The organism is Hydrogenovibrio sp. (genome assembly GCF_049975065.1).
Classification (GTDB): Bacteria; Pseudomonadota; Gammaproteobacteria; order Thiomicrospirales; family Thiomicrospiraceae; genus Hydrogenovibrio.
The window spans coordinates 1-13,771 of the sequence record NZ_JBNGDN010000053.1 but is presented as its reverse complement, the minus strand read 5'-3'; the positions used below and the strand labels follow the sequence as shown (position 1 = coordinate 13,771).

Genomic DNA, 13,771 nt, shown 5'->3' with positions numbered 1-13,771 from the left:
TGAAAAATTTGGGGGCTTCTTAATTGTCCACTTTGTTTAGGACACTACACTAGCGAAAGGTTTTGCAATTCACAGTCTGGTATTTTACTCTTTTGGAGGGATTGATTTGGACGGAATCCGGCTAGGGGTTATTCGAGGTGTTTTGGGGTATGGTGGCGTTTTTTAATTGGATTTTTGGAGTGTTATCCGTTATCTATCATGCGATTAGTTTGTTTGATGTCAATGACGTTTGAGCCCAAAAGTAATCACAAAGGTAACCATTTGGGTGGGTCGGTTGGTAAATACTTGGAGTGAGAAGCATGTTTTTCAATTCATTGCGCACAAAGGTCATGGGAATTTCCGTTGCCGTCATGCTGCTGGTGACCACAGCACTCGGCAGCTTTTTGTATCTGTATCAAATCAAGCCGTTGGAAACGCAGGTCAAACAAGATTTTATCCAATCTAAAGCGGCTTATATCAACGGCAAGTATGATCTGAAAATTCAGTCCGGCATTATTGGTGCCACCATGCTGTCGTTGCAACCGGAGGTCTTTGCGGCACTGGGTTCCAACGATACCGAGTCGTTAAAAGCCTTGTTGTCGAACCTGAAAAAGCGTTATGCGGAAAAAACGAACTTTCGCGGTATTTTTTCCGAGTTGATTGCCGCAGATGGCCGTTCACTGATGCGTTCATGGAAGTTGGACGGAAGTCACCCAGATCGCAGTCAAACCACCTTGTTTAAAACCGTCAAGGCCGATCGCAAAGCGATGGGTGTCATCGGATTTGGCGAACGTGGCGTGGCGATTACCGCCATGACGCCAGTATTGAACGGCGAGGATTTTCTGGGCGCTGCCACTATGGTGCAAGGGGTTGGATCGGTCTCGCGTGATTTTGAAAACGAATTCGGCGGCGTTTGGGTCATGCTGGTGGACGCCGAGTATGTGCAACAGAAATTCGGCAGTCGCGAGCCGGTCGCCAAACTCAAGCCGGTCACCGATCGCTATGTGTTTGCGCACAATACCTGGTTTTCAGAGCAAGCGCAAACGCTGACAAAAGCCCTTTACACCCCAGTCAACGGCGACCAGTCGCGTTTGTACCTAAAAGACGGCAAGGTGGTGGTGGATTTGCCGGCCAAGGATGAAGACGGCCAGGTGTTCGCCCGTCAGATTTTCATTCAAGAGGCCGCTGTGTTTGAAGCGCCATTGCAGGCGGCGCGGGATCAGGCCTGGATGACGCTGATCAGTGTGGTGGTGGGCATTTCGCTGCTGACGGTGATTCTGCTGTTCATTATCAACCTCAGCGTCATTCGTCCGCTATTGTCGCTGAACCGTACGGTAAACAGCATTCGCGAGTCGGGCGATTTCAGTGTGAAAAGCGGCATTCAGACTCATGATGAAGTCGGTCAAACCGCCGAGGCGATTAATGAACTGCTGGACAAGATGTCGCACGCGGTTCAGGAGGCCACGGGCGCTGTGGAGGCGCTGTCGAAAGGCGAGCTGGATCAGCGTATTCGCGGCGACTTTAACGGGGATCTACGTCGTTTGAAACAAAGCATCAACAGCAGTATGGATACGGTGGAAACGGTGATGACGCAGGTCGGCGTCACCGTGGCACACCTGGCGAAAGGTGAGTTGGATGTGTCCATTCAAACTCAGGCGGAAGGGGTTTATGGACGCATCCTGATGGACACTCAGCAAGCGATGCGTGTTCTGAGTGATGTGGTGAGCGACACCAATCGGGTCATGCAGTTAGTCAGTCAGGGTGAATTTGCCGAGTCGATTCAAGTGGAAGCCAAAGGCCAGTTTCAGAACTTGACTGATCGTATCAATGTCACTGTGTCGGCTCTGAATCACACGATCAGTGACATTGCCCGGGTCATGCAGGCGCAAGCACAGGGCGATTTGACGCAAAGGGTAGCGGTCAGTTGTCACGGTCAGCTGAATGATCTCAAGGCCGCCATCAATGACACAGCACAACACGTGGCTCAGGCGATGGGGCAAGTGTCGATGACGGCTTACTCTGTGGCAGCGGCGGCGGATGAAGTGTCCCGTGGGGCACTGAGTTTGAGTGACAGCGTGCAGCAGCAGGCGGCGTCAATGGAAGAATCCACTGCCACCATGCAGGGCATTAATCAGGCGATACAGGACAATGCCAAAAACACCGTGGCCGTGGATGAGCATGAAAAACAGCTGGCGGCACATGCCGAAAAAGCGGGTACAGTGATGCATCAGAGCATTGAAGCCATGAGGGCGTTACAGGATTCCAGTCACAAGATTGGTGAAATTGTGACTCTGATCGACGGCATTGCGTTCCAGACCAATTTGCTGGCACTGAATGCCGCTGTGGAAGCCGCGCGCGCCGGTGATCACGGTCGCGGTTTTGCCGTGGTTGCCGGTGAGGTGCGCGGTCTGGCACAGAAGTCGGCCGATGCCGCCAAGGACATCAGCGGGTTGATTGATGAAAGCGTGAGTCGCATTGAACAAGGCACGCAGTTGGCACAGGAAACCGAAGCGGTTTTTCAGCAAATCAACGTTTCGATACAAGAGGTCACCAAAATGATGGGGAGCATTGCCAGCACCTCAGCGCAACAGGCGCAAGGTGTGGCGGAAGTCAATCAGGCGTTTAATCAGATTGACGACATCACTCAGCAAAACGCGGCTCTGGTGGAGCAGACGTCAGCATCGGCGAGCCAACTTAAGGAGCAGGCAGAACAAATGCTCGACAGTATTCGTTTTTTCAAAACCGGTCATGGCAGCCATCCTGCGTCAGCAAAGACCTTACCCAAACCGGCGGAAGACACGGGTTTAAAAGACTAAAATCGGCTTGAATTATATTACTCAGGCCTGGGCGTTTTGCGTTGATGGGCGTCAGTGTCGTTTCGCGTTTTCGGCTTCCAGGGTTTGGATCAGCTGTTCGAGCGGGATGGGTCTTTCAATGTAAAACCCTTGTGCCAGATGGCAACCGGCCTGTTCAACCAGTTGCAGCTGTTCATGATGCTCCACCCCTTCGGCCACCACCTGAACGCCGATGGCTTTGCCCAGCAACACCAGTGCCCGTAGCATTTCCACGCTTTGCGCATCGTTTTCCAGTGGTGAGATAAACGAACGGTCGATTTTCATGGTATTGACCGGAAAGTTTTTCAGGTAGGACAGCGAGGAATAGCCGGTGCCAAAGTCGTCAATAGCGAGCCTGACGCCGAGATCGCGCAGTTTCTGCATGATCTGGCAGGCCTGGTCGATTTTGTCGATGAGCATGCTTTCGGTGATTTCGAATTCCACCAGTTCTGGGTCGATGCCGGTTTCTTCAAGGGCTTTATGAATGATCTCCAGTAGCCCGGGATTCACAAACTGTCTGGCGGATAGGTTAATGGCCACATGCAAGCGTTTACCGGTACGCTGATTGAGCTGTTGAGTATCCTGCATGGCCTGAAAAATAATCCAGCGACCGATGGGTTTAATTAACCCAGTGTCCTCGGCCAGCGGTATGAAGCTGGCGGGGGGGATGTGAGTGTCGTCTTCCTGCGGCCAGCGAAGCAAAGCTTCCATGCCGACAATCCGGTGGGTGGTGAGATCGAGCTTGGGCTGATAGTGCAGTTGAAATTCTTGACGGCTGGTGGCTTTGTGGAGTTTGGATTCCAGACGCACCCGTTCCGCACTGCTCTGGTTCATGGCTTCGGAGAAAAACTGATACCCGCCTTTGCCCTCGGAGCGCACGCGCCCCAGCGCGGTTTCCGCACAACGCATTAAATCGTCTTCATTGCTGGCATTGTCGGGATAGACGGCAATGCCGATGCTGCCGGAGAGAAACACTTCTTCACCGTTGGCGACAAAGGGGTCTTTAAACACGTCCAGCAGACGGCGTGCCACCACATTGGCGTCTTCGGGTTCGCGCAACTCGCTTAAAATAAAGCTGAAATCGTCACCGCCAATGCGGGAAATTAGGTCGGAATCCCGTTCCGATCGGTCTTCCTGTCTGGCCAGCAGATCGGTGGAGCGAACCTTGCCTCGGAGGCGTTTAGCGACCTGAATCAGCAACTCGTCGCCAACCGCAAAACCAAAGGCATCGTTAATCATGCGAAAACGATCCAAATTCAATACCAGCAGACCGGTGCGGGACTCATGACGGTTGGAAATATTGAATTCATGACCAAGACGGTTGCGAAACAAGATGCGGTTGGGTAATTGCGTTAAGGGGTCGTAATGGGTGGATTTTTCCAGCTCTTCTTCACTGCGCTGGTGATGAGACAAATCGCTGAAAATGCCGAGATAATGGGTGACATCGTTTTGCTCATTACGGATGGCTTGGATGGACAAGCGTTTGAGATAAAAGGTGCCGTCACGGTAACGATCCCAGACTTCACCGCGCCAGAGACCTTTTTCGGCGATCGCCTGCCACATTTTTTCATAAAATCGACTCGGATGGCGACCGGACTGGTTGATCTTAGGCGTTTGCCCAATGACGTCTTCCGCACTCAGGCCGGTCATTTGCGTGTAAGCCTGATTGACATACACAATTTTTTGACTCGCATCGGTGATCATGACCGAAAAACGCGCCTTGTCGATGACGTGATGCAATAACACTGAATGCGCATCCGCTTGGCGTCGTCGGTCGGGGTGTTGCAGATGGTGGTACAAAGCCTGTTCTAAAGCTTCGCGGCTGAATTCGGCGTAATCGGATAAAGGTGTGTCGGTTGAAGGCGTTTCAAGCATAATCTTCCCTGATCCAGTTATCATGATATGACTATTATCATACGCTGATTGACTCAGAATTTGTTATAAAAATTTTACGGGTAAATGATGCTCTTTATCGAATTTTTAAATGGGTGGAGTGCGCTCGCCGCCGGATGCAAGTGGAAATCACCAGGTCTGGTGATTTTGCGGTAAAGTCAGTTATTTCGGTGCATCTTCATTGCGGTTGCGCCACAGCTTGGCCACCGCTTTGTAGCTGCCGAGAAACGCTACCACCAAACAAATCAAGCCGATGACGGAAAACAGAATCACCGGAAAGACTCCGGCGATCTGGTTGGTCAAGATGGAAAAATATCCTCCTACCCCCGCCAGAAACAAAAATCCCATCACCTTCAACACCGTGCGGTGCGACGGACGGTATTCATAATGCCCATCCGCGTTTTCCAGTGGATTGAGAATGGGGGAGAAGAGTTTTAGGAATAAATTTTTCATGAGGTTGAGTTTAACGATTCGTGTACAGCCTGTCGATGGATTTTATTCGGCCATGGTATTTTTTTGACAAGGTTTGCCATTAATTGGCATAATAATTTTTAATTTTTGTTTCGTTCATTTTTTGGAGTGGGTTATGGCGACAATGAATATTTCACTTCCTGATCCAATGCGCGATTGGGTAAAAGGTCAAATTGATACAGGGCTTTATGCGAACAGCAGCGATTATGTGCGTGATTTGATTCGCAAGGATCAGCTGCGGATGCAAAACGTTAAAGCCTTACAACAGGCGATTAATGAAGGGCTTGAAAGTGGCGCGGCGCAACCCTTTGATTCGAACGCGTCATCTACATGATCTGTACTCAGCGAATAAATCCCCGCAGAATCAACAAAACTTAAAAGCTTTTCAAAGGAATCCTTAACGTCATCAAAAGCTTGTTCTCCAACCCCAAGAATTTCCTTTAGTTGATCTAATTGAGATTCATACAGTTTTCGAGAAAAAAGCCCTTCATACGGATCATTCAGTTTCTCTCGAGTTGGTGAGTAAAAATAGTTATCGCATAAGGATGAAATATCTCTATCCGAACCTGCTCTATACTTAAATACGTTCATAACATCTACAGAGTCAAAACAAAGTTTGAAATAACTTGGGTCAGAGTAAAATTAAATTTTCATTGCTCAATAATTTGGATTAGAGAACTTTCGATATTGGCTTTAAAACCATCATCCATTGCATACCAATCTTGAATATCGACTCTAAACGGTAAATCGGAAAATTCAAAGGCATCTTTCAGTTTGTACAGGGTTTCGATAGGTAGCTTCTGTTGGGCTTTAACCAATAAATCCAAATCCGAATAGGGTCTTGCTTGGTCTTTGGTTCTGGAACCATAAGCGTAGATTTCAAGTGGTTCAGAGCGCATGCTGTTGATGATATTGATGACTTGCTGGCGCTGTTGCTCGGTAAGTTGAAGCATTTTCAACCTTTCGATTTTAAAGCATCTAAGAGTTTGATTGCGTCAGGTAAGAATTTGATCGCAATCTGGAAAACTTCATCCGCCGTTTTATCATTGTAGGTGTGACTGGTTTCATTACGAGCGCGGTGAAAGAGCATCCAGGTTTCAACGGATGCTATTAATTGATATTCTGCTGCGAGACGAAAGAGAGCTTGGCGAGAGAGGCCGTCTACTTGGCTTTTACCTAAGTTTTCACCCAGCCAGCGTTTAATAAACTTCCAGCTAAGCTCATAGGTGAACTCAAAGTGTTGCACGACACCAGAAATTAGGGTGCGGAGCAAGGGTGAGGAGTCGGTAGATTTGAACTCGTCCACAACTTCTAGGCTTTCATCAAGTCTAGAAATCGCTTTTTCTAATGCTGTGAAATCAAGTTGGTTATCCATCTGTTCACCTTTATTATGCTTGAATTCAAGATTCAAAATGACAATACACGTTTCTTGTCTATTGCGCAAAATCTTCTGGGTCATACCCCAAATTCGGTGCCAGCCATTTTTCCGTTTCTTCGATGGTCCAGCCTTTGCGGTGGGCGTAGTCTTCCACTTGGTCACGACCGAGGGAGCCGATGCCGAAGTAGCGGCTTTGCGGATGCGCAAAGTAGGTGCCGGAAACGGCGGCGGTGGGGAACATGGCAAAGCTTTCGGTGATGTCCAGACCGATGGTTTCATCCGGTTTCAATAATTCCCAAAGGGTGCCTTTTTCGGTGTGGTCCGGGCAGGCCGGATAACCGGCGGCAGGGCGAATGCCTTGGTAACGTTCTTTAATCAGGTCTTCGTTGTCGAGGTTTTCGTCCGGCGCGTAGCCCCAGTCGTCTTTACGCACGATTTCATGCAGGGTTTCGGCAAAGGCTTCGGCAAAGCGGTCGGCCAGGGCTTTGAGCATAATGGCGTGATAGTCGTCGTGGTCTTTTTCAAAGCGTTCCACGTGTTCGTCAATGCCGATGCCGGCGGTGACGGCGAAGAAACCGATATAATCCGCCACGCCGCTTTCTTTACTGGCGATGAAGTCCGATAGGCAGTTATTGGCGCCGCCGCGTTTTTTCTCGGCCTGCTGACGCAGATGATGGAAAGTGTGCAGCACTTGGTTGCGGCTTTCGTCGGTATAGACTTCAATGTCGTCGCCAACGCGGTTGGCTGGGTAAAAACCGTACACGGCTTTGGCGGTGAGCCATTTTTCATCGATGATTTGCTTGAGCATGGTTTGGGCGTCAGCAAACACTTTGCGGGCTTCTTCGCCGACGACTTTGTCGTCGAGAATGCGCGGGTACAAGCCGTGTAATTCCCAGGCCTGGAAGAAAGGCGACCAGTCAAAACGTTCCACCAATTTTTCCAGCGGGAAGTTGTCCAACACTTTAGTGCCGAGGAATTTGGGACGCACCGGAGTGAATTCCTGCCAGGCCTGGTCGGTTAAGGCGGGGTTGGTGCGTGCTTGTTTGATTGGGATACGCTTGACCTGCTGGGCGCGGGCTTTGCGTTCTTCGCGAACCTGTTGGTATTCGGCGCGGATTTTGGCGGCGAAATCGACTTTCAAATCGTTGGAAATGAGGCTTTGCGCCACGCCGACGGCGCGGGAGGCGTCTTTAACGTACACCACCGGATGGTCGTATTGCGGCTCGATTTTCACGGCGGTGTGTGCTTTGGACGTGGTGGCACCACCGATGAGCAACGGCAAGTCCATGCCGCGTTCTTTCATCAGTTTGGCGACATTGACCATTTCTTCCAGCGACGGTGTAATCAGGCCGGAGAGGCCGATGACGTTGGCGCCTTGTTCGACGGCGGTGTCGAGAATCTTCTCGGCGGGCACCATCACGCCTAAATCAATCACTTCGAAATTATTACACTGCAACACCACGCCGACGATGTTTTTGCCGATGTCGTGAACGTCGCCTTTGACCGTGGCCATGACGATTTTGCCTTGTTGCTGACCTTCGGTTTTGGCGGCCAGCAGATACGGGTCCAGATAGGCGACGGCGCGTTTCATGACGCGGGCGGATTTGACCACCTGCGGCAGGAACATTTTGCCGGAACCGAACAGGTCGCCGACCACGTTCATGCCGTCCATCAGCGGGCCTTCGATGACGTGCAGGCCGGAGCCGAGTTTTTGGTAGGCTTCTTCGGTGTCTTCTTCAATGTAGTCGGTAATGCCTTTGACCAGCGCGTGTTCCAGACGTTTTTCCACGCTTTGTTCGCGCCAGGCGGTGTCGGCGACTTTGCTGGCGGCTTGGCCGTCGCCACGGAATTCTTCGGCCACTTCCAATAAGCGTTCGCCGGCTTCCGGATCTTTATTGAGGATGACGTCTTCCACGGCTTGACGGAGTTTTTCCGGCAGGTCGTCGTAAATCGCCATTTGCCCGGCGTTGACGATGCCCATGTCCATGCCTTCTTGGATGGCGTAATAGAGGAACACGGAGTGGATGGCTTCGCGCACCGGGTTGTTGCCGCGGAAGGAGAAGGACACATTGGAGACCCCGCCGGAAATTTTGGCGTGCGGCAGGTTGGCTTTAATCCAAGTGACGGCGTTGATGAAATCCAGGCCGTAGTTGTTGTGTTCTTCGATGCCGGTGGCGACGGCGAAAATGTTGGGGTCGAAAATAATGTCCTGCGGCAGGAAGCCGACTTTTTGGGTCAAGACGTCATAAGAGCGTTTACAGATTTCAATTTTGCGCGCCAGCGTATCGGCCTGGCCGTCTTCGTCAAACGCCATAATAATGGCCGCCGCGCCGTATTGTTTGACCAGTTTGGCATGATGAATAAAGGCGTCTTCGCCTTCTTTTAAGGAAATGGAGTTGACCACGCCTTTGCCTTGGATGCATTTCAAACCGGCTTCGATGACCTCCCATTTGGAGGAGTCGATCATAATCGGTACGCGGGAAGCTTCCGGCTCGGAGGCCAGCAAATTGAGGAATTTGACCATGCAGGCTTTGGCGTCCAGCATGCCTTCGTCCATATTGACGTCGATAATCTGCGCGCCGTCTTCCACTTGTTTGACGGCGATGTCGATGGCTTCACCGTAGTTTTCTTCGATAATCAGGCGTTTGAATTTGGCGGAACCGGTGACGTTGTTACGCTCGCCGACATTGACGAACAGGGTGTTTTCGTCGATATTCAACGGCTCCAGACCGGACAAACGGCAGGCCGGGGCGATTTGCGGCAATTCGCGTTTGGGGTGTGCCAAGGCCGCTTTGGCCATGGCTTTGACGTGGTCCGGCGTGGTGCCGCAGCAACCGCCGATGATGTTTATCCAGCCTTTTTGCGCCCAGACGGCGATTTCCGCCGCCATTTGTTCCGGGGTTTCGTCGTATTCGCCGAATTCGTTCGGCAGACCGGCATTGGGGTGGACGGACACATAGGTTTCGCACACGCGGCTGATTTCCTGCACGTAAGGGCGCAGCTCTTCCGGCCCTAAAGCGCAGTTCAGGCCAACGGACAAGGGTTCGGCGTGCGCCACGGCGTTGTAAAACGCTTCGGCTGTCTGGCCGGAAAGGGTTCGGCCGGAAGCGTCGGTGATGGTGCCGGACAGCATAATCGGTACTTCGTAGCCGACGGCGGCTTCCACTTCTTTCACCGCGAAAATGGCGGCCTTGGCGTTCAAGGTGTCGAAAATGGTTTCAATCAGAATAACGTCCGCGCCACCTTCTAGCAAGCCGTGCGTGGCTTGTGTGTAAGCCTCAACCAATTCATCGAAGGAGGTGTTGCGCTTGCCCGGGTCGTTGACGTCCGGCGAGATGGAGGCGGTGCGGTTGGTGGGCCCCAAAACACCGGCGACAAAACGCGGTTGGCCGTCGTTCTGTTCGGCTTGGTCGCAGGCTTCGCGCGCCACTTGCGCGGCGGCGATGTTCAGCTCGGTGACGATGGCCTGCATGTCGTAATCGGCTTGCGCGATGGTGGTGGCGTTAAAGGAATTGGTTTCGACGATATCGACGCCGCGATTCAGGAACGACAAATGGATGTCTCGAATCAAATGCGGCTGGGTCATGGCCAGAATGTCGTTGTTGCCTTTGATGTCCATGTGGTAATCGGCAAAATGGTCGCCCCGGAAGTCGTCTTCCGACAGATTCAGGCTTTGAATCATGGTGCCCATCGCGCCGTCGAGAATGACAATGCGTTCGGCAAGCAGGGATTTCAATTGGGCAATTCGGGTGGCGCGCTCAGTCATAGCAAAAACATCATTTTATTCAAAATTAAAGGACGTTATTTTAACCTAAAGCCGACTCAAAAGCTGGGATAACACTCGCCCGAGAAACATTTCACCAGGCCTGGTGATTTAGAACATGGCCTGACGGAACGGCATCGGCGACGGCAAGTGCGTTTCATGCGGGTTTATGAATTTCGCGGGGAGTGGATTGATTTGTTCTGCTTTTGTCATAAAAATTCTTTACCCCGCTCGGCGTTCGTTTTGCTATGATTGAAAACAAGTGATTAAACAAAGCGTCGCTATGACGTGGGTTTTAGAGCGCTTAGAGCGCTCAGATTGCTTAGGTTTTCCCGCTGAAAGTTTAATTGCTTACTTTTTTTAATCTTATCAAGATTAATATTATCACTAACTGAAAATGCTAAACCTGTCGTGAGGCAGGGACAGAAAGCCACGGGTCTCTATTTTTGTGGAGACAGCCGGGTTGCCAGAGAAAAGTGTGTGCCATCGCCCCGTGCGGTGTCTCGGAACGCCTGTTGTTGACTTGTCTTTTCTCCCGCAAACCTGACAAGGTTGCGCCGGATATTTGGGTTGAAACGCCCTTGCCGACTTACCTCCGAATCGAACGCTTTCGCTTTATAAAAAATGCCCGGCATTGGCTGGGAAACGTCACGTTCATAAAGCCCTAGGAGGTTTGTTATGACATCCATTGCACTCAATACATTCAAAAAAATCACATTGAAACAAGTTTTGGCGCCTGTGTTGGCGATCACACTGGTGTTTTCCGCGCCGCCGATTTTCGCCTCCATCGCCAGTCCGGCTCCGTCCAAGCAAGACGTGGCGGAAATGAAAAAAATCGTTGGCTATTACCCGGAATGGGGGCTTTACAGCGGCCATAAAAATTACAATCCAGCCGATATGGCGATTAATAAAATGACCCATATTAACTATGCGTTTGCCACCATCAAAAACGGTGAAATCGCCGAGTTTGATACTTGGGCGGCCAGCGGGGTGACGGCGCAATTTGGTGAAGCTTACAACAGTGAATTCAAAGGCGCGTTGGGTCAGTTTAAAAAACTGGAAGCGCAATTCCCGCAAACCAGCTTTATGATTTCCATCGGCGGCTGGACCCAGTCAGGGGGCTTCCACGAGGTGGCTGCCACGCCGCAAGCGCGTCAAAAGTTTGCCGACAGTGTGGTAGCATTTGTGCGCAAATGGCACTTTGACGGCGTGGACATCGACTGGGAATACCCAGGTGTGCCCCGTCAACCGGATAAAGTGGACAGCACCAATGACCAAGGCACCCCGAATGCCGATGCGTCCGAGCGTCAGACCTTTACGCTGTTGTTAAAAGATTTGCGTGCTGCGTTGGATGCGGCTGGTCAGCAGGACAATACCTATTATCAACTGACCGCCGCCGTCAGCGCAAACTTGCCCTACATTGATCTGACCGATCCGGCCGATTACGTTCAGTATCTGGATTTTGTCAATTTAATGACCTATGACTTGCACGGTGCTTGGGACGGAAAAACCAATCACCAGTCCGCGCTGTTTTCCAATCCTCAAGCCGGCACCGCCGCCTACAGTGTGCATAACACCGTAAGCTACTTTTTAGCCAAGGGCGTGCCCGCCGAGAAACTGATTATCGGCTCGCCGTTTTATTCACGTGGTTGGAAAGGCGTGAGCGATGCCTCGCCAATCAGCGGTTTACCCGGTTTGTTCGCCTCCGCCAATGGCGGTGCGGCGGGTATTTGGGACGGCGGTCGTGCCGCAGGCAATAATCCTTATTGGAAGCTCAAAGAAATGGAGCAGGATCCGGCCTTTATCAAATATTACGATGAGGTGGCGCAGGCGCCCTATCTGTACAGTCAGAGCAAACAGGAAATGTACACTTATGAAGATACCCAATCCTTGGGCGCGAAAGTGTCCTATGTGGTGAATAACGACTTGGGTGGGATTATTTTCTGGGAAGTCACCGGCGATGCGCCGTTGAAAGGCACCGAATTGCTGGATGTGATTTACAACGGTTTCTATGCCGGTGTGGTGCCGCCAGCGCCAGTTGCGCCTGAGCCGCCTGCGGAGACGGGAAGCGGTGCCACAGGGGAAGCGGGTGACACCAACGGTGATACCGATGCATCGTCGGGTGATGCGGGCGCAGCGGAAGCGGGCGCTTGGAACCCTGAGGCCGTTTATAACGGTGGCGACAAAGTGCGTCACAACGGTCAGCGTTACCAAGCCAAATGGTGGACGCAAGGCAATGAACCCGGCACCGAGCAATGGGGGCCATGGGAAGCCGTGAACAGCACTGGCAACGATGGCGGCGCCGCGAACAACGGTGATGCCGGGCAAGTCGGCGGCGGTCAAGCGGGCGTTGGTGACGGCAGCGGCAATACCGGTCAGGACGCCGGTCAAGATGCCAGCCCAGAAACCGGCGCTCAAGCGGGCTACGCCATGACGCAGGCCGAGTTGGCCGCACGCGAAGCCGCCTTGACGGACTCGCCGCAAATGACGCTGGTCAAAGAGACGATCCGCACGTTAGATAACACCCAAGTGGAGTCGATTACGCCACTGCGGGCAGAGAATCCAGCCAATGTAAAACGGGTGGAAAGTCTGTTGTCGCAAGCGCAGTTTGAGTAGCTTTTCCCCAAACGGGTCGAAAGTTACACCTATACGAACTTCCTCAAAGCCGTGGGCAAATTCCCCGCCTTCTGCGGCGACTAGTCGGATGGTCGGGACGCGGATCAAATTTGTCGCAAATCGCTGGCCAATATGTTCGCCCACTTTGCGCAGGAAACCGGCGGTCATGCCGCTGAATCGGTGCTGGGCGTGCCAGAGTGGCGTCAAGCCTTAATGTACGTGCGTGAAATGGGCTACACCGAGCAGGTGCGCGGTGCCTATGCCGGGGAATGTAACCCCGACACCTGGCAAGGGCAGGCCTGGCCATGTGGCACCTTTGACGATGGCGAGTTTAAAAGCTACTTTGGGCGCGGGGCGAAACAGTTGAGTTACAACTACAACTACGGACCTTTCTCGCAAGCCATGACCGGCAATGTGCGCACCTTGCTGGATAACCCAGAGTTGGTAGCCGACACTTGGTTGAACTTTGCCAGTGCCGTCTTCTTCTTCACCTATCCACAGACCCCGAAACCCAGTATGTTGCACATTCTGGACGGCACTTGGCAGCCCAATGCGAAGGATGAAGCCAACAACCGGTTGCCCGGTTTCGGCGTCACCACCATGGTGATGAACGGCGGGGTGGAGTGCGGCGGCACGGTCGAGCATCAACAGTCCGCCAATCGCATTCGCTACTATCAACGCTTTGCCGACTACTTTGGGGTGCCGATTCCGGCCGACGAAGTATTGGGCTGTGCCAATATGGCGTTTTTTGATGGGGAAGGTTCCGCGGCGATGAACACTTACTGGGATCAGGACTGGGGTTACGACGCCAGCAAACCCGGCGGACAATCTTATGCC

Annotated in this window: 9 protein-coding genes and 1 riboswitch; of the genes, 4 read left to right on the top strand and 5 right to left on the bottom strand. The window is 52.1% G+C overall.

The genetic code is table 11. The features are described 5' to 3' along the window. The first annotated feature begins 299 nt into the window (after positions 1–299). Positions 300–2,795, top strand: coding sequence for a methyl-accepting chemotaxis protein (locus ACP5D0_RS07155; protein ID WP_472364979.1), 2,496 nt, complete (start codon positions 300–302; stop codon positions 2,793–2,795). A 51-nt stretch (positions 2,796–2,846) separates the two neighbouring features. Here ACP5D0_RS07155 and ACP5D0_RS07150 read toward each other — a convergent pair whose 3' ends face one another. Both ACP5D0_RS07150 and ACP5D0_RS07145 read right to left on the bottom strand, forming a co-directional pair. Next, positions 2,847–4,688 carry a putative bifunctional diguanylate cyclase/phosphodiesterase gene (locus ACP5D0_RS07150; protein ID WP_472364978.1) on the bottom strand — a complete coding sequence of 614 codons (1,842 nt, stop codon included), beginning with the start codon at positions 4,686–4,688 and terminating at the stop codon, positions 2,847–2,849. A 180-nt stretch (positions 4,689–4,868) separates the two neighbouring features. Continuing rightward, a complete protein-coding gene (locus ACP5D0_RS07145) occupies positions 4,869–5,159 on the bottom strand; it encodes a hypothetical protein (protein ID WP_472364977.1) in 291 nt (96 codons plus the stop codon). Positions 5,160–5,292: 133 nt separating this feature from the next. Here ACP5D0_RS07145 and ACP5D0_RS07140 point away from each other — a divergent pair, with 133 nt between their 5' ends. Beyond that, entirely contained in the window at positions 5,293–5,511 is a 219-nt protein-coding gene (locus tag ACP5D0_RS07140) for a type II toxin-antitoxin system ParD family antitoxin (protein ID WP_472364976.1), read from the top strand. Positions 5,512–5,827: 316 nt separating this feature from the next. On the opposite strand, the gene ACP5D0_RS07135 is transcribed toward ACP5D0_RS07140, so the two are convergent. The 3 genes from ACP5D0_RS07135 to metH are packed head-to-tail and all read right to left on the bottom strand — an operon-like array spanning position 5,828 to position 10,321. After that, on the bottom strand, positions 5,828–6,130 hold the full coding sequence (locus ACP5D0_RS07135; RefSeq protein WP_472364975.1) for a nucleotidyltransferase family protein: 303 nt from the start codon (positions 6,128–6,130) through the stop codon (positions 5,828–5,830). Between the two features lie 2 nt (positions 6,131–6,132). Then, complete coding sequence (locus ACP5D0_RS07130) at positions 6,133–6,552, bottom strand: nucleotidyltransferase substrate binding protein (RefSeq protein ID WP_472364974.1); 420 nt, start codon at positions 6,550–6,552, stop codon at positions 6,133–6,135. A 58-nt stretch (positions 6,553–6,610) separates the two neighbouring features. Beyond that, a complete protein-coding gene (gene metH / locus ACP5D0_RS07125; protein WP_472364973.1) occupies positions 6,611–10,321 on the bottom strand; it encodes a methionine synthase in 3,711 nt (1,236 codons plus the stop codon). Positions 10,322–10,707: 386 nt separating this feature from the next. Further along, positions 10,708–10,789, top strand: a riboswitch (cyclic di-GMP riboswitch). Between the two features lie 207 nt (positions 10,790–10,996). Here metH and ACP5D0_RS07120 point away from each other — a divergent pair. Next, positions 10,997–12,934 (top strand): glycosyl hydrolase family 18 protein, encoded by a 1,938-nt coding sequence (locus ACP5D0_RS07120; protein WP_472364972.1) that lies wholly within the window; start codon positions 10,997–10,999, stop codon positions 12,932–12,934. Between the two features lie 108 nt (positions 12,935–13,042). After that, on the top strand, positions 13,043–13,771 hold a 729-nt coding region (locus tag ACP5D0_RS07115; protein WP_472364980.1), incomplete at its 3' end, for a chitinase.

Coding starts and splice junctions, on each gene's coding strand:
- ACP5D0_RS07155 (WP_472364979.1), top strand. CDS start 300: ATGTTTTTCAATTCATTGCGCACAAAGGTCATGGGAATTTCCGTTGCC.
- ACP5D0_RS07150 (WP_472364978.1), bottom strand. CDS start 4,688: ATGCTTGAAACGCCTTCAACCGACACACCTTTATCCGATTACGCCGAA.
- ACP5D0_RS07145 (WP_472364977.1), bottom strand. CDS start 5,159: ATGAAAAATTTATTCCTAAAACTCTTCTCCCCCATTCTCAATCCACTG.
- ACP5D0_RS07140 (WP_472364976.1), top strand. CDS start 5,293: ATGGCGACAATGAATATTTCACTTCCTGATCCAATGCGCGATTGGGTA.
- ACP5D0_RS07135 (WP_472364975.1), bottom strand. CDS start 6,130: ATGCTTCAACTTACCGAGCAACAGCGCCAGCAAGTCATCAATATCATC.
- ACP5D0_RS07130 (WP_472364974.1), bottom strand. CDS start 6,552: ATGGATAACCAACTTGATTTCACAGCATTAGAAAAAGCGATTTCTAGA.
- metH (WP_472364973.1), bottom strand. CDS start 10,321: ATGACTGAGCGCGCCACCCGAATTGCCCAATTGAAATCCCTGCTTGCC.
- ACP5D0_RS07120 (WP_472364972.1), top strand. CDS start 10,997: ATGACATCCATTGCACTCAATACATTCAAAAAAATCACATTGAAACAA.